The organism is Microcoleus sp. S13_C5 (assembly GCF_036700845.1).
Taxonomy (GTDB): Bacteria; Cyanobacteriota; Cyanobacteriia; order Cyanobacteriales; family Microcoleaceae; genus Microcoleus.
The window spans coordinates 1-19,147 of sequence record NZ_JAUBPR010000028.1 but is presented as its reverse complement, the minus strand read 5'-3'; the positions used below and the strand labels follow the sequence as shown (position 1 = coordinate 19,147).

21 protein-coding genes and 3 pseudogenes are annotated in these 19,147 nt (G+C 45.2%); 13 read left to right on the top strand and 11 right to left on the bottom strand.

The genetic code is table 11. From position 1 onward, the window contains the following. Window positions 1-30: 30 nt before the first annotated feature. Complete coding sequence (locus QUA04_RS10495) at window positions 31-879, top strand: Uma2 family endonuclease (RefSeq protein ID WP_333256399.1); 849 nt, start codon at window positions 31-33, stop codon at window positions 877-879. Window positions 880-891: 12 nt separating this feature from the next. On the opposite strand, the gene QUA04_RS10490 is transcribed toward QUA04_RS10495, so the two are convergent. From QUA04_RS10490 to QUA04_RS10480, 3 genes are all read right to left on the bottom strand, one after another. After that, window positions 892-1,695: an MOSC domain-containing protein gene (locus QUA04_RS10490; protein ID WP_333256396.1), complete on the bottom strand. Its 804-nt coding sequence runs from the start codon at window positions 1,693-1,695 to the stop codon at window positions 892-894. 213 nt (window positions 1,696-1,908) lie between these two features. Further along, window positions 1,909-2,208 carry a putative quinol monooxygenase gene (locus QUA04_RS10485; RefSeq protein WP_333256394.1) on the bottom strand — a complete coding sequence of 100 codons (300 nt, stop codon included), beginning with the start codon at window positions 2,206-2,208 and terminating at the stop codon, window positions 1,909-1,911. A 374-nt stretch (window positions 2,209-2,582) separates the two neighbouring features. Beyond that, entirely contained in the window at window positions 2,583-3,260 is a 678-nt protein-coding gene (locus tag QUA04_RS10480; RefSeq protein WP_333256391.1) for a hypothetical protein, read from the bottom strand. Window positions 3,261-3,403: 143 nt separating this feature from the next. On the opposite strand from QUA04_RS10480, the gene QUA04_RS10475 reads away from it, so the two are divergent. Further along, the gene (locus tag QUA04_RS10475) at window positions 3,404-3,883 is read left to right on the top strand and encodes a hypothetical protein (protein WP_333256388.1); all 480 of its coding nucleotides are present in this window, start codon (window positions 3,404-3,406) and stop codon (window positions 3,881-3,883) included. A gap of 118 nt (window positions 3,884-4,001) precedes the next feature. Here the strand turns inward: QUA04_RS10475 and QUA04_RS10470 are convergent, their stop codons facing one another. Further along, window positions 4,002-4,505 (bottom strand): hypothetical protein, encoded by a 504-nt coding sequence (locus tag QUA04_RS10470; protein WP_333256386.1) that lies wholly within the window; start codon window positions 4,503-4,505, stop codon window positions 4,002-4,004. A 427-nt stretch (window positions 4,506-4,932) separates the two neighbouring features. Here QUA04_RS10470 and aroA point away from each other — a divergent pair, with 427 nt between their 5' ends. Next, window positions 4,933-6,288, top strand: a complete 1,356-nt coding sequence (aroA, locus tag QUA04_RS10465) for a 3-phosphoshikimate 1-carboxyvinyltransferase (protein WP_333256383.1) — start codon at window positions 4,933-4,935, stop codon at window positions 6,286-6,288. 155 nt (window positions 6,289-6,443) lie between these two features. Here aroA and QUA04_RS10460 read toward each other — a convergent pair whose 3' ends face one another. Both QUA04_RS10460 and QUA04_RS10455 read right to left on the bottom strand, forming a co-directional pair. Next, window positions 6,444-6,881, bottom strand: a complete 438-nt coding sequence (locus QUA04_RS10460) for a CAAD domain-containing protein (RefSeq protein WP_333256381.1) — start codon at window positions 6,879-6,881, stop codon at window positions 6,444-6,446. Window positions 6,882-7,077: 196 nt separating this feature from the next. Then, window positions 7,078-8,085 carry a 2-hydroxyacid dehydrogenase gene (locus QUA04_RS10455; RefSeq protein WP_333256467.1) on the bottom strand — a complete coding sequence of 336 codons (1,008 nt, stop codon included), beginning with the start codon at window positions 8,083-8,085 and terminating at the stop codon, window positions 7,078-7,080. A 132-nt stretch (window positions 8,086-8,217) separates the two neighbouring features. On the opposite strand from QUA04_RS10455, the gene QUA04_RS10450 reads away from it, so the two are divergent. After that, window positions 8,218-9,222: an ion transporter gene (locus QUA04_RS10450; protein WP_333256377.1), complete on the top strand. Its 1,005-nt coding sequence runs from the start codon at window positions 8,218-8,220 to the stop codon at window positions 9,220-9,222. Between the two features lie 204 nt (window positions 9,223-9,426). Here QUA04_RS10450 and QUA04_RS10445 read toward each other — a convergent pair whose 3' ends face one another. From QUA04_RS10445 to QUA04_RS10435, 3 genes are all read right to left on the bottom strand, one after another. Beyond that, window positions 9,427-10,161, bottom strand: coding sequence for an ABC transporter ATP-binding protein (locus QUA04_RS10445; protein WP_333256374.1), 735 nt, complete (start codon window positions 10,159-10,161; stop codon window positions 9,427-9,429). Window positions 10,162-10,328: 167 nt separating this feature from the next. Then, on the bottom strand, window positions 10,329-11,006 hold the full coding sequence (locus tag QUA04_RS10440) for an energy-coupling factor transporter transmembrane protein EcfT (protein WP_333256372.1): 678 nt from the start codon (window positions 11,004-11,006) through the stop codon (window positions 10,329-10,331). Next, window positions 10,999-11,928, bottom strand: coding sequence for an energy-coupling factor ABC transporter permease (locus QUA04_RS10435; protein WP_333256369.1), 930 nt, complete (start codon window positions 11,926-11,928; stop codon window positions 10,999-11,001). Before QUA04_RS10435 ends, QUA04_RS10440 begins: the two co-directional genes overlap by 8 nt. Here QUA04_RS10435 and QUA04_RS10430 point away from each other — a divergent pair. From QUA04_RS10430 to QUA04_RS10395, 8 genes are all read left to right on the top strand, one after another. Next, window positions 11,923-12,063: a hypothetical protein gene (locus tag QUA04_RS10430; protein WP_333256367.1), complete on the top strand. Its 141-nt coding sequence runs from the start codon at window positions 11,923-11,925 to the stop codon at window positions 12,061-12,063. The genes QUA04_RS10435 and QUA04_RS10430 overlap by 6 nt on opposite strands. A 493-nt stretch (window positions 12,064-12,556) precedes the next feature. Then, complete coding sequence (locus tag QUA04_RS10425; protein WP_333256364.1) at window positions 12,557-13,192, top strand: hypothetical protein; 636 nt, start codon at window positions 12,557-12,559, stop codon at window positions 13,190-13,192. A 132-nt stretch (window positions 13,193-13,324) separates the two neighbouring features. Beyond that, on the top strand, window positions 13,325-13,798 hold the full coding sequence (locus tag QUA04_RS10420; RefSeq protein ID WP_333256361.1) for a hypothetical protein: 474 nt from the start codon (window positions 13,325-13,327) through the stop codon (window positions 13,796-13,798). Between the two features lie 18 nt (window positions 13,799-13,816). After that, complete coding sequence (locus QUA04_RS10415; protein ID WP_333256358.1) at window positions 13,817-14,548, top strand: hypothetical protein; 732 nt, start codon at window positions 13,817-13,819, stop codon at window positions 14,546-14,548. Between the two features lie 116 nt (window positions 14,549-14,664). Next, window positions 14,665-15,099 (top strand): ferritin-like domain-containing protein, encoded by a 435-nt coding sequence (locus tag QUA04_RS10410; RefSeq protein WP_333256356.1) that lies wholly within the window; start codon window positions 14,665-14,667, stop codon window positions 15,097-15,099. Window positions 15,100-15,195: 96 nt separating this feature from the next. Next, window positions 15,196-16,158 (top strand): FTR1 family protein, encoded by a 963-nt coding sequence (locus QUA04_RS10405; RefSeq protein WP_333256353.1) that lies wholly within the window; start codon window positions 15,196-15,198, stop codon window positions 16,156-16,158. 585 nt (window positions 16,159-16,743) lie between these two features. Beyond that, complete coding sequence (locus QUA04_RS10400) at window positions 16,744-17,481, top strand: response regulator transcription factor (RefSeq protein ID WP_333072153.1); 738 nt, start codon at window positions 16,744-16,746, stop codon at window positions 17,479-17,481. 295 nt (window positions 17,482-17,776) lie between these two features. Next, window positions 17,777-18,073 (top strand): hypothetical protein, encoded by a 297-nt coding sequence (locus QUA04_RS10395; protein ID WP_333256350.1) that lies wholly within the window; start codon window positions 17,777-17,779, stop codon window positions 18,071-18,073. On the opposite strand, the pseudogene QUA04_RS10390 reads toward QUA04_RS10395, so the two are convergent. Continuing rightward, window positions 18,074-18,299 (bottom strand): annotated as a pseudogene (locus QUA04_RS10390) (hypothetical protein); the annotation flags it as partial. A 12-nt stretch (window positions 18,300-18,311) separates the two neighbouring features. After that, window positions 18,312-18,503 (bottom strand): annotated as a pseudogene (locus QUA04_RS10385) (transposase); the annotation flags it as partial. Window positions 18,504-18,726: 223 nt separating this feature from the next. On the opposite strand from QUA04_RS10385, the pseudogene QUA04_RS10380 reads away from it, so the two are divergent. Continuing rightward, window positions 18,727-19,147, top strand: a pseudogene (locus tag QUA04_RS10380) (ISAs1 family transposase); the annotation flags it as partial.

Here is a 19,147-nt window from a genome sequence, read left to right as displayed (position 1 = left end):
TCAGGTAAGCTGCAATACTTGAGAGGTAGCATGAGCCCGGCAAGCGAAAAGATTGTCCTTCCCTCTTCCTTCCCCGACCACACTCAACTGCCAGAGGAAGACGGCACTTTCGTCAAGAATTTTCAGGAGCATCCCCAGAGCATTCTTTTAACTGATTCTATCGGGTCGGTATTGCAAGGGCTTCATCCCGATCGGCAATATGCTATAGGGCAAGACTGTGGCATCTATTGGCGAGAAACAGACCCGCTTGAAAAGGGAGCAGAAGCTCCTGATTGGTTCTACGTGCCGAACGTGCCACCAAGACTAGGAAATCAGATTCGTCGCTCTTACGTGCTGTGGCGGGAATTCATGGCTCCGATGATTGCTTTGGAGTTCGCATCGGGAGACGGTTCACAAGAGCGAGACACAACGCCACTATCGTACTCCGAAGTCGAATCGGCGCCAAGACCTGGGAAGTTTTGGGTCTATGAGCGGATCATGCGGATTCCGTATTATGGCATCTATGAGATCAATAGTGGCAGGCTGGAGGTTTACAGCCTGAATAATGGGTTTTACCAGCAGTTGCTTCCGAACGCTCGCGCTCATTATCCGATCGCGCCAATGGGCGTAGAATTAGGACTGTGGCAAGGCAGTTATCAAAACCAGACAATGCTGTGGCTGCGGTGGTGGGACAGCGAGGGCAATTTGCTGCTGACAGGTACAGAACGAGCTGCTGTCGAACAGCAACGAGCTTCCTTAGCAGAGCAGGCTTTGAGTGCAGAAGCCCAAGCACGGCGGGATGCCATCCCTCGGTTGTTGGCAATGGGATTGAATACACAGCAAGTAGCAGAAGCACTCGGTTTATCAGTAGAGGAAGTTAGGCAGCATTCACAATCTTAATGTTGCTTTTTATTAAGAAGTCAAAACATCGCCGATTTTAACTGTGCCGCTGTTGATAATTTTGGCTAACACTCCAGTTTGTGCGTGACCGAATTCCTTTTGGAGTAAACTGAGTAGGGAAATATCCCGATCGCCTGTTTCTGGATTCACTTCTATATTGACACAGCGACCGATTCGTGCTGTAACTTCTATGCGCGCCGTGCCTAATTGAAACTGTTTTCCGATCAACTCAAATTCTGACCAAGCTGCCATACCTTCTAGCACAATGTTCGGGCGAAATCGGCCCACGTCAATGTTTTGAAGAGCGATTTCTGTTAATTGGTCTAATGTGGCTTGACTGAGTAAAGAAATGTGTACTGGTTCTCGATCGGGATAACGAGTTTCGCCGCTGGTGTCGCCGACTAAGTGCAAAGGTGCAAACTGCGGGTGTCTCGCTTCTTTTGTGGGTTCAATTGCCGCCAGATATTCGGTGAAAAAAGTGCCGATGCGATCGCGCCCCGCTGCTGTGTTCGTTTCTGCCGATAACACTTCAACTCCTTGACGCTTGACTGTTAAAACCCCCGTTTCCGGTTGATAATCACATTCTAAAGCTGCTAACAAAGGCCAATCGTTTTGGACAGCAAAATTTTTTTTGCTCATCCAACGCATATTTTGGGGGGGCATCTTTGCAGCTTCAGGATTATCTGCAAACATTAAGGCAAAAGCTCGATCGCCCTTAATTCCGTGTCCTGCTGTTAAAGCAAACTCCGACATTTCTTGCGGTGTCAGCCCTTTAATTGGATAAATAAATAACTGTTTTATTGTTGCTACTGTCATATTTTTTTTAGCTGTGCTTCAATTTAACCTAAACTTTTCTCCCCCTTACTATAGCAATCCTAAATAATTCGTAATTTTTTTACCTCACCCCAACCATCCCCTTACCAAAGGGAGGGACTAAGAAATTCACAAATGATTTAGGATTGTCATAAGGCGGGCTAGGGGGGTCTAAGCTATTTCCCAACCCTTAATAAAATTGCTATAAAAACCCAATTAAGCTAGCAATTCATAGCGGCGGATATCTGGAGGCCCAACGGCCAAACCGTCTAATTTCTGCACGGCGTCTTGAATGTGAGTTGAACCGAGATGTAGTTCGAGCAAATTTGCACTTTCCCACTCTTCAACAAAGGTAAAATCTGTGGGATCGGCTTGATTTTGCAGGAGTTCGTATTTGATGCAGCCTTTTTCTTTGCGAGTGGGCTCCATAATGCTCAGCAGCAGAGATTTAAGTTCTGCTACTTTGTCAGGAAAGGCAGCGAGGCGGGCAACTACTCGCAAGGTTGTTTTGGACATAGGAGAAAAAAGTCACAGATAGGACGATCGAATTTACCGATTTTTATTTGGCAAACTCAACAATAGAGGATTTTACTTAAAATAACCTAAACAGGTCGATCGGTCAATCGATTTTAGATTTTAGATTTTAGAATTGAAGCATTCACTTCACGGATAAATTCGGGGGGCAAGTTTCATCGGATACAGGTTTTTTATTTCTGGACGGATGAATCCGGGAGCTTGTATCCTGGATGCTTTCGGTCAACCGCAGTAAAATTAGTCCAGGACGCGCTCAAATCTCAGGAACCCGGTTTCTTCCAAAATTCTTCGTTACTAAGCGCAGAGCGTCGTAGAAACCGGGTTTCTTGAGATATTTTGGTAAATACCGGAGGAACTCAATCTTTGGGATAAAATCGCTTGTTTTCTGTAGAATATTCCCAGGCGAGATCCTCCGGGTCTTTTTCGCGGCTCCACTGAGCAAACTCCGGCTTAAGTTTCCACTTGCCGATCGTAGTTGCGTGAACTTTGAACCTGCGAGAGAGTTCCGTCTGCGTAAAAGAGATTTTGGGCTTTTGAGGAGTCTTGGTTTGAGCAAGGGGGAATAAATTTGGTTTTTTATCTTGTGCTTTTTCCCGATTTGTGGGAGGCTCTTGAACAGCTATTCCCGCATTAGCTGTTTCGCTTTGATTGGCAGGTGGAGCTATTTGAAAATAATACAAAATTCCGCCTTGTTCCGTCACTTCAAAATCCGCTGCAAACTCAGAGGCTCGTTCGTCGAGATACTCTTGAACCTTTTCCCCGGGGAGTTTCGCATTCATCGCCAAATCCAAAGCCGTAACTCGCCCTTGATTTTCCTTGATCAACTTATAGAAAACCGAGTCTAAATGAGCGAGTTTGTGTTTTTGCTGCTGCTGGTAGAGCCTGCAAGCCCAAGCAATGCCCGCTGTGGTGGCGATCGCCCAAAACATCCTTCCCGACTCGAAACTGGCAACCGCCGTCAAGGAAATAGGCAAAAGCAGGGTAAGATATCCCCAAATGCTTCCCTTCTTTAGGTTATTGCTGTTTTTGACCATAGTTCCTAAACAGGTACGTAGTTTAGCTTAGTAGAGCGTGTCTGAATGCCGCGAAAGTTTTTCGACAGTCGATATATCGGCTAATCGCTGACTCACTCTACTATAAAATCCCAGAATCTACTTTTTTTTGCAACCGAGGGTTCATGTACTTTTTTCGCAAACAGATTGCCATCCTGCTGATAGTTGTTGCTTGCTGTACGCTGACGATTAGTTGCAGCGATAGCCGAGCTGTCCAGTGTACTAAATTTATTGAAATTGTCAACAAAGGCAACGCTCTCATTGATGTTGATAAAGACAGCAACGATGCTGCAACGAACGACAACTTAGCTAAAAATTTGAACGTGATAGCCAAAGAACTTGAGGCTCTGCGAATAACAGATCCAACCCTCAAAGAAATTCAGAAGCCATCGGTTAAATCCTTCCAGGAAATTAGTCAAGCACTCGGCGACATAAGCAAAAGCCTTCAGGCTGGCAATCTAGCTTCTACAAGTATAGAAGGTCGAGAGCAAATCCAAACAGCTCAAGCAGATATTATTAGAGCCGGCCAACAGGCGAATCAAGCAGCCGCAAATCAAGACGCTTTGACTAGCAAACTGATTAATTATTGTAAGAGCGATCGCTAAAGGCTAAGATTTTTGAGTTTTGAGATGGCCACGCGAACCCCAACAACCCACGGCAGGTGAATGAATTTGAGGAAGGCGTCGCCTTCACCTACTATCTACCCCTTTGCAATTACCCAATTTAGTGATGAATTTCTAGATTCAAAATATAGCGACCGAGTTGTACTTTGTCCGACCACAACTCATATTCTAACTGCAAGTGATCCGGTTCCGGCTTTCCTGTCAGCGTCAAGTTGCGAGTGAAGTTGCGGAGCCGCAACTGTTCGGGAGTCGCCAAGGATTCACCCTGAAGCCAATAACGGCTCAGGCCGTACATTCCTCGTTCCCAGCAGTGGCGGTAACTGTATTTGCCGTTTCCTTGCATCGTCATAATGACTCGATAGGGCGAAACTTCTAGCCAGAGCAACCGGGGTTTTGTAGTTGGGGGTAAGATTGTAACTTGCTCGGCAGATTTGTCGGAGCCGTCGGAAAATTCGCGATCGATTATTGCTGGTTCGTGCAACAACAAGTGAAAGCGATCCCGGTCTTTTTGATAAACCGTAGCAGCGGTTTCAACGACTGACCACAAAGGTAAATCTGTGGATACCAGCGATAAACTTACAGGCTTGCGGTGGTGGGTCAGCATAAATAAAAGTTTAGGAGTTGTGGTGGATCGGGCGGTTTGAGATTTGAGATTTTAGACTTTAGATTTTAGATTGGCTGGGTTCCAAATTCCGGAGCTTTTGCTTAAAAAAATGAAAAATCTACAACTTGCAATCGAAAATCTAAAATTGTTCAGTCAAACTTCAATCATCGGGTCGATAACTGAGAGCAGGAGATGAAATCTAAGCAGATACACGGATAATATTTGTGAAATTAATGTGAAATCCGTGCCGTTGCGTCCGCACTCCCGTGTCATCGAGAACTGACAGCGGAGTCTCCGGGCGAGTTTAATCAGGCTTTAAGTTAACCGGACACATTGGGAAAAAACCCGCAGGCCGTACAAAAGACGACTAACTTAGGACTGGGAAAAAGGTAGGATAGCTAACGCCATCCAATCCTAGTTTATCTCAATGCAAGCTGACATTATAACTACTACGCTTCTTGACAAAAGCCAAACTTTAAGCATTCAAAAACCGGCCTCGGGCTTGTCGCTGATGGGGAGGATTCGAGTTCCGGGGGATAAGTCGATTTCTCACCGAGCTTTGATGTTGGGTGCGATCGCCCAAGGTGAAACTACTATTGAGGGACTACTCCTAGGAGAAGACCCCCGCAGCACTGCTAAATGTTTCTCGCTCTTGGGAGCCAAAGTTTCTGAACTCAACGCGGAACGGGTGAGGGTCACGGGCGTCGGAATTGGCGAGTTAGAGGAGCCTGTAGAAGTCTTGGACGCGGGCAATTCCGGCACGACGATGCGGCTGATGCTGGGAATTTTAGCCTCTCATCCGGGGCGTTTTTTTGCGGTAACGGGTGACAGTTCTTTGCGATCGCGCCCGATGTCGCGCGTCATTAAACCGCTGCAACAAATGGGAGCGCAAATTTGGGGCCGAAAAAGTAATTCTTTAGCTCCCTTAGCGATACTAGGACAGCAGTTAAAACCGATTCACTACCATTCTCCGATCGCCTCGGCTCAAGTTAAATCTTGCATTTTGCTCGCCGGTTTGATGGCAAGCGGAGAAACTACAGTCACAGAACCCGCTCTGTCGCGGGATCACAGCGAGCGGATGCTGCGAGCGTTTGGAGCCCAATTGAGCGTCGATCCAGAAACTTGTAGCGTGACAGTCACTGGGCCGACACAACTGCAAGGGCAGAATGTGATTGTACCGGGGGATATTAGTTCGGCGGCATTTTGGCTAGTTGCTGGGGCGATAGTCCCCGGTTCCGAGCTCGTAGTCGAAAATGTCGGCGTCAACCCAACTCGTACAGGCATTTTGGAAGCTTTGGAAATGATGGGCGCCGATATTGAACTGCAAAATCAGCGAGAGGCGGCTGGGGAACCGGTAGCGGATATTTTGGTTCGCAGTTCCGGCCAATTGCGGGGATGCACCATTGCGGGCGACTTAATTCCCCGACTGATTGACGAAATCCCGATTTTGGCCGTAGCGGCGATCTTTGCGTCCGGTACTACAATAATTCGAGATGCGGCCGAGTTGCGAGTCAAAGAGAGCGATCGGCTGGCCGTGACTGCTGCCGAACTCAACCGCATGGGAGCGCAAATTTCCGAGTTACCCGACGGTTTAGAAATTACCGGGGGAACTCCTTTGACGGGTGCGGATGTTGACAGCTACACCGACCACAGAATCGCCATGAGTTTGGCGATCGCAGCGCTCAACGCCACAGGTATTACTAACATTCACCGGGCAGAAGCTGCTGCCATTTCCTACCCCGACTTTACCGCCACTTTGCAACAAGTTTGCCATCCAAATTGAGAGCGGGAGAGTGGGAGAGGGAGGAGTGGGAGATTAGGAGATTAGGAGAGGGGAGAGTGGGAAAAATTCTCTTTCTTCCTTCTTCCTTCTTCCTGACATCCGTTACATCCGTTACATAATCCGTTGCCGAACTTCCCTCTTCCTTCAACATCCGTTTAAGAATCTTTACCTACAACTTGTTCTTTTAAAGAATCAATTTCCGTTAACAACTCTTGGCGGTTAGAAGCCTTGAGCAGATAGCGGTAAACAAACCAACCCGTATATCCCATGCCAATTAACTCAAAAACTGGAGCTACCAAAGGGACATCATTAAGAGCACCTAAAACTCCCAGCATTACCTTAATACTAATACCACCTGCCAGAATTAAACCAACAGTTATGAGGGGCTTTTGGTAGTCAGCAAAAAAATTAGAGAGATAGGCTGGAAGTTCCGACAAAATTGTAATAACTTGGTCTTTAATATCTTGGAACTGGCTGGTCGGTGTTTCTGTGGTTGTCACTGTAGTCATGACCCCCGGTTTGTCCTCCACCAGATCTACTGTCACGACTTCAGTGATTGTTTGTGTCTCGTCCGAAAAGTTAGCTTGTGTCATTGAATACTTCCTCCGTTGTCAGGTAAAATTGCAGGCTGTGAATTGCTGCCAGTATAATTCTCCGGCAATTAGCACAGCATCCGCGCTGCAGGGACTAATTGATGAGACTAAGGCAGAGTTTCACAAATTGCAAGCAAAAATAACGATATGACTTGATTTTAAACAATTGCCTTCGCTGCCAAATCGGTCTTTTGACTCATTTTTTCACTTGATCGAGGTCGATTTGATTCGGGCAAGGGCGTCCTTGTTCAAAGTCGGTGATATTGCCGATCGTAGTTTCGGCGATATTTTTCAAAGCTTCCTCGGTGAAAAAAGCTTGATGTCCGGTAATCAGGACGTTGGGAAAAGTCAGCAAACGCTGAAAAACGTCGTCTTGAATGACGTGATTTGACAAATCCTCAAAAAACAGATCCGTCTCTTGTTCGTAAACATCTAATCCGAGGTAGCCAATTATACCAGACTTTAGTCCTTTGGTAACAGCTTCAGTGTCAATCAACTGACCGCGGCTGGTATTGATCAGCATCATCCCCGGTTTCATTTGCTCGATCGCCTCTGCACCGATCAAATGGTAAGTTTCCGGCATCAGCGGACAGTGGAGGCTGACAATATCAGAGGCGGCGAACAGTTCCGGGAGTGCGACGTATTTCATGCCTAGGGCGAGGCAATCTACGTTTTGGAAAACATCGTAACCCAGGAGGCGACACCCGAATCCGTGCAGAATTTGGCCAGTAATTGCGCCAATTCTGCCAGTCCCGACGATTCCCACCGTTTTCCCGTGGAGGTCAAAACCCAACAAGCCGTCTAGGGCGAAATTGCCTTCGCGGACGCGGTTGTAGGCGCGGTGGATTTTACGGTTGAGGGACAACATCATAGCGACTGCGTGTTCCGCAACGGCGTAGGGAGAATAAGCAGGAACTCGGAGGAGAGTTAAGCCTAAATCCTTCGCTGCTGCTAAATCCACGTGATTGAATCCGGCAGATCTCAGGGCCAGCAAGCGGACTCCTTTTTCGGCGATCGCCCCGAGCGTTTTCGCGTCCAAGCAGTCGTTCACGAAGGCGCAGACGGCCGGAAATCCAGCAGCCAAAACGCTGGTTTCTAGGGTCAAATGCGGTTCAAAAAAAACCAACTCGTGTTGACCGCCGACATTGGCTGCTGTCAGAAAAGTGCGATCGTAGGATTTGGTATTAAATACGGCTACCTTCATGATTTTGCCTGCTAATCCAGTAATAGTTGGCAGTTCTTCCCAGCTTAGCTCCAAAGCTTACTTTTTTTATTAAATTTATTAAGCTACACTAAGCAGTAATCATTAATCTGCCATCACCCACGAGAGAACCAGATGCGAAAAAAACTCAAAACAATCCTCTATGAAATTTTAGAAGTCTCAGATAGCAATAATTTCTACAGCTTAGCAGATGATCTAATTATTCCTTCCTTAATAGTTTTAAACCTTACAGCTTTTATTGCTTCCACTTCCCCAAGCTTTTCCCTAGGACACAAACAACTTTTTGAATATATCGAAATTTTTTCCTCTTTGGTCTTTACACTAGAATATGTTTTGAGGATGTGGGTGTGTACCGTCGATCGCAAATACAGCCACCCGATTTGGGGAAGACTTAAATACGCTCTCACACCGCTGAGCCTGATCGACTTGATTTCTATTTTACCCTTTTACTTATTGTTGTTATTTCCCCAATTAAGATTTGTTTATATAATTAGCATTCTGCGCTTATTACGCTTGATAAAAATCAGCAGGTATTCTGAGTCGGTGCGAACTTTGGGTTCAGTCTTATACGCTAAAAAAGAGGAATTACTAGCTACCGCTTTTGCCGTTTTTATCTTATTGATTTTTGCATCTAGTCTCATGTATTTTGTGGAATCATCAGCCCAGCCTAAATCTTTTGGGAGCATCCCCGATGCAATGTGGTGGGGAGTTGTGACTCTAACTACTGTCGGTTACGGCGATATTTATCCCATCACTCCTATCGGCAGATTTTTAGGATCAATATTAGCATTTTTGGGCATCGGAATTTTTGCTTTGCCTGCGGGTATAATTTCTTCTGGTTTTTCCGAGGAATTGCAAAGGAAAAAGCAACAAAAAACACCGGAAAATTTAGAACCATCTGCCAATTCTCAATCGGTAGAAATGTTGACGGAGAGGGAGGTAATTTTTGAACAAAAGCAAATGGCGATCGCACTTCACATCGAAAGTTCATGCGAGTTGATGAAAATGTGTGTTCAAACGGCACAACTGAAGTTAGGAAGTGATTTTCAAAATGAACAAATTATTCGCGATTTAGCTATTCATCTGTACAATGAAGCCGTTTGCAAATTCGAGCTGTAATTAGAGCTAGATATTATACCTCTTACCAAAATAGCCAATTCTCTTAAAATTATCTGCTTTTCATCGGCATTGCATCTACGGTTTCTCGCTCCATCAAAGATTTATGTAGTAATAAGTCTATTCTCTTTCATTTGATGTCCTGTAAAATAACGGTTAGCAGGTTTGTACAGAGGAATAAAATTCTCAATACAAACCAATAATTAATTACCAATCTGGCGGTAAATTGTAATACTCGAGAGTTAATTTATCTGCCAGCAAATCTTTAGTTCTTCTGTCAATTTTAATCTCACCGTCCGCCAAAACTAAGGCTCTTTGAGTGGTTTTCCCAATCCAATTCAAATTGTGAGAAGCGATCAAAATTACCTCGATCGGCAATTGGGACAAAACCTTAGCCAAATGACGCCGCCACGAGGGATCGAGTCCGTTCGTCGGCTCGTCTAAGATTAAAATTGCCGGCTGTAATGCTAAAATTGCTGCCAAGGCTGCTAATCTTCTTTGGCCTCCCGAAAGTTCGTGGGCCGAACGGTTGGCAAATTCTACTAAACCGAATTCGTCTAATAGTGATAAAGCTCGATCGCGCGCAACTCCCGGCGGCACTCCGTAATTGCGGGGGCCGAACATGACATCCTCTAAAATAGTCGGCATAAATAGCTGGTCATTAGCATCTTGAAAGCAAAATCCAATCTGCCTGCGCGCCTGCGATAACGTCTTCGGTTCCAACTTTTTTCCCTGCACTCTAATCTCACCGGATTGAGGCATTTTTAATCCGATCAAGTTTTCGAGCAAAGTGCTTTTACCAGCACCTGTCAGGCCAAGTAGAGCAACTCTTTCTCCCGGTTGCAAAGTAAAAGAAATTCCCCGCAATACTGGCTTTTGATCGGGATAGCCAAATACTAAGTCTTGCACTTCGATTGTTGGTGGGGATTTGAGATTAGTCATCCGATTTTAGATTTTAGATTTTAGATTTTAGATTGAATAATTTCTACTTGTTCCCCGGTTCTGCCTGCGAAGGCAGATGCTTTGGCTCTGCCTCCAACTTCCCTCCGCAAGAAGCGAGGCAGAGCGTCTGGACATCAGTTGCCAGGCAGAGCTTGGGAACCAGTTAATTACCCATTCCCAATTACCCATTCCCAATTACCGTAAGAAGCTGTTGTTAATCCGGCTACTATTAACATTGTTATTGTCAGCCAGAGTCGCTCTTTTGGTGTCGATTTTGAGTCTGCGGGCCAACTTCCTTGATATCCCCGAATTAGCATGGCTGCGTGTACTCTTTCTGCGCGATCGAGACTTCGCAAATAAAGCGCTCCGATCATGGAAGCACTGGCGTAACGCAGCCATCCTCCGGCGCCGGACAAGCCTCGGAGTTGGGCGGATATTTTCATGCGGTTGACTTCGGCCAGCAGAATTTCTAAGTATTGTCCCGTTAAAAGTACAATCTCTTGCAAACCTGCTGGTAGGGGTAATCCTTTGAGGGCGATTCCGAAACTGTGGGGCGGCAAAGTTAGCAGAAAACTGTTCATAATTAGCAGGCAAATTAGGGAACGCAGCAACAGAAAACTGGCACGTTCCCAACCTTGCGGCAGCACTAATAAGGAGAGAAAAAGTAATTCTGCTCCCAACAGTTGCGCTAGGGTTCGTACCGGAGCCCTGAGCCAAAACGACCAAAAAAGTGCGATCGCCCCATAAATTCCCAGCCACAGCCAAGCGCCAGTATTCATAAAACCAATGCCGATGACAATTGTCAAAGACAGGCGCAATCGAAAAGGTATAGAGAGTTTAGCCATCTTTAGGTTTTACCACCAACTGAGCAATACCAAAGGCCGCGCCGAAGCTGAAGGCAGACCCCAAAAGTCCAGCAATGCTAGTACCAATAGGCTGTTCTTCTAATCCTTTAACTGTGTAATCTGCTAAAGGAGTAGGATTTTCGATCGCCACAGCTTCTTTATCTTTAAAGCCGTGTTTTTCGGCTACCGCTTCTAACCCGTCAGGCCAACTTGAAGCAAACAGCGAAAGCACCCCGGAAATTAATAAAACTCCGATTACTGGCACTACCCATTTCTGCAATTGCGGCTGTTCTCCCGGCAGTAAATCCGGCCGCACTTTGACGAGATAAGTTAAAACGCCGCCTGTAATTACCCCTTCGCCAATCCCAATTAAAATATGTACGCCTACCATTCCTGGGAGCGCGATATTGAGCCCTACTGTACCAGAAATTGCCAGTTCGATCGCCACACAAATCGAAGCAGCCACAACGCTAAGGGCGGCGGCGATGCCCGCGGCTAGGGGCAAACGATTTCTGGAACCTCCCAAGAGTTGCTGCAATGGCTGCAACAGCCACCAGCCCACCCAAATGCCAACTAGCCCCATGTTAAAAATATTGGCTCCCAAGGCGGTGATGCCCCCGTCGGCAAACAAGACGCTCTGAATTATAAAAACTGTGCTCATCGCTAAAGTTGCCGCCCAAGGGCTCCCCAAAACGACGGATGCGAGCGCCCCTCCCAACAAGTGGCCGCTGGTGCCGCCGGCTACAGGAAAGTTGATCATCTGGGCTGCAAATACGAAAGCTGTAGTTAAGCCCATGATTGGGGCTTGTCGAAGTCCAAGACTGGCGCGGGTTCGATTCAGGGCAACTGCAATTACTGCTGCACTTGCTATGCCGGTGGCAACGGCTACTGGCGGTGAAAGGAAACCATCAGGTATGTGCATCGATCTATCCCAAACGAGAGAAGTTCCAACTCTTTAGTCAACTATTTTTTACAAAAATTTAAAACCCCCTCTGGGGGCATTAATGCGATCGAGCGATCGGGGGGTTTGCGGCGGGCGATCGCTTATTCGATATAGATTAGCGCCTCTGGGGCAGGATTTTGAGCCGGAGAAATTTTACATTAAATAATCCTGAAGAATTATTCGGATATTTTACAGACCACCTGCAAATAGAAGCTTTTTGATAAGAATTATCAATATTTGTTTACAGATTTACAAGCAAAATGTATTCAGCGTCAAGCTCAAACAAGAATATTAAAAAAATATAAAGAAAAAACTGAAAATCCCTAATTGGTTTTATTCTCAACTCTTGAGAATAAGTTGCATTAATTTTTTGACCACAGCAGCAGCGAAATTGGGCTAAAGCTGGTCAAGTCGTAATTATTGGGTGTTCTAGAAACGAAAAAGCCTCAATTATTGCGAGTTGATATAGTTAGCAGTAGGTTTGCAGTTGTCACTAGCGCCAATGTGCGATCGGCTTTTCCCGCACGGGCTGCATTATCAAGAAACTCACAATACTAATGCGCTTATTCTCAAGTAATTTTCCGACCAACCTACAGGAGGCCCGCCAGTGGTGCAGCACTCAACACCAGACTCAACTACCAATTTAGTTACATCTGAATTTCCCAGACAATTAGATATTGCTCAAGTTTCTATCTACGGACTGAGTTTTTTATCGGCTGGTATGTTTCTGTTTTTACCTTTAGTCAACCTACTGCATCCCAGCCATTGGCAACGATTGATGGGAACCATTCACGGCTTAGGCGCAATGTTTGCAATGGTAGTGATGGTTTACACGGGACATTTAGCTTTCCCCTTGCTGCGGGGTGCCGGTAAAATCTTGCCGCAAATGCGTACATTAGCCTTTTGGTCATCTATTTTGAGCTTTTTAGCCATAGCTACCGGGAATTGGGCTTATATGCGTTATCGGGCAGGCATGGACTTTGGCGGAGCTCGGGCTTGGCTGAAAGAAAACTCGCCTTTAGGGCAGTATGTTTTGATGGAATATCACGAGTTTAGCGTCCTGTTTACCCTGCCATTAGCAATAGCTTGCACCTGGATTCTGTGGACTTACGGCGATGCAATTTTAGAAAAGCAGAATCGCCAGGTTTTAACCGCAACCTGTGTAGCTTTGATGGCGCTAATGTTTTTTTCAATGGGTGGCATGGTAAGTGGAATTGGCGTTGCAAAAATTCATGCTTTGTAGTCAGCATTTGCCAATTATCCACAACTATCAATCGATCGACTCTCAACTCTCAACTCTCAATCGATTGACTCTCAGGGCGGACAAGGTGGCACTGCCCCTACCCACTATCAACTATCATAGGAGATTTGTGAAATGACCAGACAATTATCCCGCCAAAGCCATGCGGGTGATGAACCTTTTTACGGAAAATTTTGGAGCAAATTAAAACACTTTCCCAACGGTTTAGCTGAGGGTTCGGCAACTGCGCCTAGCGTTTCGGGCCCGGCAGCAGCAGCAATAGTTAGCGCTGCAATTGGTTGTTTCACAATGATGGTGAGTCACCATTTAGGGGACACATCCAAAGAGATAAACGAAATGCTTTGGAACCTGGGTAGTTGGATTCCGGGAAGCAAGACTAATGATGAATTGTGGGGCAACATCGGCAGCTACACGGGCAAAGAAACTATGTTGCTTGTCGGTTGGCTGGTCAGTTGGCCAATTCTGCATCTGCTGTGGAAAAATCAGCAGATTAAAAGTCGCACCATATTTTTCTGGATGTTTGCTTTGTTAGTTGCTGCGACAGCTATGTCCTGGCATCCTCTCTTCCCCTATTTGCCGTTAACTTAAATAATGTGAGGTTTGATAATGGAAACAAAAAATAAGCCGCTCCCAGCCAGGGAGATGCACAAAATAGTTTGGATTAGTATGGGAGTTTTGACTCTTTTCTTTGTGACTTTTCCTATCTCAATGTGGCGCGTCAGCCAAAAAAAAAAGTTTCTCGGTTCCCACGTCAAGTCTTTGACAATCGAGGGGAAAAAACCGGATAATGCTATTGCTAAGGGGCTTGCCCAACCAGCTATTGCGAGTAGCAGTGCGCTTGCGACTACAAATAATTCCAGTTTAGTTGTTGACAGCCAAAAAAAGCTGCCTGAGAAGTCTCCAAAGGTTGTACCTTTCACTAATAAGTCTACTGAAACGGCTATTGCGAGTAGCCGTACAGATAAGACTTTCCAAGCTGTACCTGTATCAGCAGGCCAGCAGGAAGTTCAGGCGGTGGATGGACCAAATCAGACAGCAGAAATTACGGATCGCGTAAAACTAGATGAGTTAGCTCTAAAAGTCTACGATCACATCGATCGAAGTTGGCAAACTAGCCCTACGTTCAATCAAAATCTAGTCTATCGAGTCAGTACAAGTCAAGATGGGGCGATCGGCAATTTCGAGCCGCTCAATCAACCAGCCAAGGATTACACCCAAGAAACTCCTTTGCCAAATCTGCTGAAATCTTCCGAAACTAGCAGCAGTAACAGTGCAGCACCAGTCGCTAAGTTTACTGTAGTGTTTGCTCCTACGGGAACCTTAGAAGTTAACCCGTAGCTCACATACAACATCTCTCCGGTAAGGTGCGCCATCCGCACCTTACTTTTCATTTTTCACTTAAATGTGATATTATAAACAGCGCCCTCTAAGGCATTCTACATCTAAAACAACAAATGAAAGAACTTGACGAAAAAAAAACTCAGGAACTGCTATGCACCATCATGGAATGGGAACTAGCAGGTGTCGTGCGCTACACTCACTATGCACTAATGGTGACAGGGCCAAACAGGATTCCCATCGTGCAGTTTTTTAAAGCACAAGCCACGGAATCCCTACTCCACGCCCAACAAGCAGGAGAAATTCTCACCGGTTTAGAGGGGCATCCTAGTCAGAAAATTGCTCCCATCGAAGAAACCTACAAACACTCGGTGAAAGACTTATTGGAAGAAAGTTTAAATCACGAGAAAAAAGCGCTCAAAAAGTATAAATCTTTACTTGAAGTTGTGACTAACTCCAGCGTTTATTTGGAAGAATATGCCCGCAATCTGATTGGACAAGAAGAATTGCACCAAGTAGAATTAAAAAAAATGCTGCGGGATTATAGTTGATTTAATCATTGGTTATTGGTTAGTGGCGAGTTGTTATTTCCAATGACCAATGACCACGGCTCCATGCCCAGGCCCCATCCTCCATGATTATAAAAAATGAATTTTAGCGAAGCGGTACCGACTTTTGTAATTACCCTGCGCGAAGGCGTAGAAGCCGCCTTAGTCGTAGGAATTGTACTAGCTTGTCTCAAAAAAGCCGAGCAAAGTCACCTCAATTCTTGGGTTTATGCAGGTGTCGCAGCCGGCATTGCTGCTAGCGGTTTTGTGGGTGTTCTCTTCAATGGATTGCTCGCAGCACTATCAACATCAGAGCAGCCTTACGCACCAGTAATTAAACAGCTATTAGAGGGCGTGTTGGGCATTGGGGCGATCGCAATGCTAAGCTGGATGCTAATTTGGATGACTCAGCAAGCGCGCTTTCTCAAAGCAGAAGTTGAAGGAGCAGTTACAGCAGCTTTGACAGAAAATAGCAATGCTGGCTGGGGCGTATTTGGCTTAATTTTTATTGCGGTACTGCGCGAAGGTTTTGAAACAGTTATATTTGTCAGCGCTCAGTTTCAACAAGGTTTGAGCCCCGCTTTGGGAGCTTTGGGCGGTTTGACAGGGGCGGCAATCATTGGCGCGCTACTGTTCAAGTGGGGTGTCAAAATTGATATCCGCCTGTTTTTCAAGTTTATGGGGATTTTGTTGCTGTTAATTGTGGCAGGTTTGGCAGTATCTGCACTCAAACATTTTGACCAAGCCGCTGGGATTTTGTCGCAGATGAATAGCAAGTATGCAGCGATTTGTTTTTATTACGAGCGCCTCGCACCAGTCCACTCTTGTATTTTAGGGCCGATGGTGTGGAATGCAGCGGAAATTTTGCCCGATCGGCAATTTCCGGGAGTGATTCTCAAAGCACTGTTTGGATACAGAGATCGACTTTATCTCGTCCAAGCAGCGGCTTACACAATATTCTTAGCCACCATCGGCGGTCTTTATTTCCAAAAATTAAGCTCTAAGGCGAGTGTTCCTAACCAAAATACTCAGCCAGCTCGATCGCAAACTCGCCCTCAGTAGGTATGCAAGCGGTTGTTATCGGTTGTTTTTCTGATTCCAGGGCGATGAAAAAATTAGCCCCACAGGCCAAAAATTGTGAGGGTGCGGGATTGATTATTTGACTTTTCTGTGATATCAATTAATAATTGCAATATTTTTATTTATTTTATAAATAGTCATATTAATATTATTTAATAATACCGTCAATACGCCAAAAAAGCAAGCCCTACCCCCTCAAAAAACACAAAAATTTTATAAGCAAAATTAACTAACTTAAAAAATTTACAGTTAACGGTTAACAGGGTTATGCAAAACGCGGACTACCGTTAGGGCTATCCTCTGAAGCCCCAGGCGCACCCTGCAAAAGTTAAGGCGGTTCTTGGCGACCAAAAATCTGCCCCCAGCAAGATTTTGGCCCAACAGTTTTCTGATAAGGCCTCTTAGGGCTTATAATTAGTACAAGAATATTTACAGAGTCCCGAAAGTTCTTAATCAACCTTATAATCCTTAATGAAGCTTAAAATTAAAAAATTGTTCGTTAAAGTTACCTGGAACCCCCAGAAGGCTGTAGGATCTGCCATTCGGTTAGCGGTGAGATAAATAATGATGCCTCGGATACTTGTTATTGATGATGACGCGGCGATCGCCGAACTCGTAGCAGTCAACCTAGAAATGGCTGGCTACGAAGTCACCCAGGCAGAAGACGGCATCAAAGGTCAGGCGCTAGCAATACAACTGCTCCCCGACCTGATCATGCTAGACCTCATGCTGCCTAGAGTAGACGGATTCACCGTATGTCAGCGTTTGCGGCGTGACGAGCGCACCTCAGACATTCCCGTCTTGATGTTGACAGCCTTAAGTCAAACTCAAGACAAAGTAGAAGGCTTCAACTCCGGCGCCGACGACTACCTGACCAAACCATTTGAATTAGAAGAGATGCTAGCCCGAGTGCGAGCTCTACTAAGGCGCACAGACCGCATCCCCCAAGCTGCCAAACACTCCGAAATTCTGAATTACGGCCCGCTGACCCTTGTCCCCGAAAGGTTTGAAGCTGTTTGGTACGATCAGACAGTCAAACTGACCCACCTAGAGTTTGAGTTGCTGCACTGCTTGCTTCAGCGCCACGGTCAGACAGTCTCTCCCAGCGAAATTCTCAAAGAAGTGTGGGGTTACGACCCCGACGACGACATCGAAACTATTCGTGTACACATCAGACACCTGAGAACCAAGATGGAGCCCGATCCCCGACATCCTCGGTACATCAAAACCGTATATGGGGCTGGTTATTGCCTGGAGTTGCCCAACAACGAGCAAGTAGCTGAAGAAACCAAATCCTCTGCTTGAGCTAGCGCGCCAGATGCAACAAGCAGTTAAAAATTCCGCTAGAAAAGCCTGAGAGCAAATGCTCTCAGGCTTGGTTGTTTGGAGTTTGAGATGAATATGTCAACAAGTAGGCATTAACTCTCTTGATTCGGAAAAAAACGGCTCTTCAGTAGCTAGTATGCTAAACTATAGCAATCCTAAATGATTTATGAGATAGCTAGAATCACTACATAAGTTCTCTATGTTACAAGAGTTAACGGAATTTATCTAATCTAATCCCGATCCCCGTGAGTTGAAACGAGCAATTACCGTCTCTATGAAGCTTAAAGGATATAAGCAACGAGAGATTCAGGAAAGTCTATCAGTCAGTTCTGGCTTTATTAGTAAATGGACTCAGATATTCGCCCTGCAAGGTGTATCTGCTCTCAAGCTGCCTTATAAGGGTTCTGTGGGATATTTAAAACATGAGGAACGAGCAGCCATCATTGATTGGCTACAAAAAAATAATTATTGGAATTTAGGAAAACTAAAAGCTTATATAGAGGAGCGGTATGAGATTGTTTTTAGTTCTCAGCAGAGTTACTATAGCGATCGCAAATCATTCGTAAATTAATTAAGGGTTCGATCGAGCAGCAGTTCCATTGAGTGTTGGTTCAAAAATACCAAATTTGTGTAACTTGAGAAAGTCAAAGCTTTGTTCCTGTATGGTAAAATTGAAAAACCATTTAACCAAGGCAAAAGAACTGAGCCGATTCCCAAATTTTCTCAACCAAGTCTTGGCATTTAGCCAAATATCTTCTACGGGATTCTGCAGGCGGAGCATTGGGAGCAAACAATAAGCTGTTGCACATTTAAACTGTGATACAAGCATTACCCTTATTTTTGATTTTGCGACCCCATTTAATTATTAATTGCCCTTCATTTAAGAGGCGGTGCAATAAATACTCTAGCTCTTCAATAGATGTAAAAAGTCGATTGGCAATATATTCTTTTGCCGAATGCCATACTAATTCAATTAAGTTATAGTCGGGGCTGTATTCGGGGCAGGGTAAGCTCATCTAATTTGGTATAAATTGTACTTGACAAAAAGCCGCCAATAGGCTCTATATCTGTGCACCGAACTCAAACCTATAATCAAGTTTGAATCTTAACAAAGTCAATCAAGTTTAAACGGAGTCAAAGACAATGACAAAGGGTTTTGCACCTAGATTGAAACTCGCTGTAAAATCTCAAGCCAAAAGAGCAGAAAAACGACATTTAACACCTCTGGGCGACATCCAAGCCAATTTATTGAATTATGTAGCAGAGATCCCGGACCCCAGAGTTCAAAGAACCCAAAAACACTCATTAAAAGATATTTTAGTAATCTCTATTTTAGCCGTCATTGGCGGTGCCGAAGGTTGGGAAGACCTGGAAAATTATGGCATCGCTAAACAGCAATGGTTAGAGGAATTTCTCGAATTACCCAATGGTATCCCGAGTGACGATACTTTTCGACGAGTCTTTGAAAAAATCAATCCTGATGATGAGAGAACAATGTTTAGCGAAGTGGCTTCAAAGTATGCTTGGTTCGATAGTTGGCGAGATTATCCCCATTGATGGCAAAAGTATTAGAGGTTCTTATGACCGTAATCAAGGCGTAAAAGCTTTGCATTTGGTCACGGCTTGGGCAAGTGAACAGCGTTTA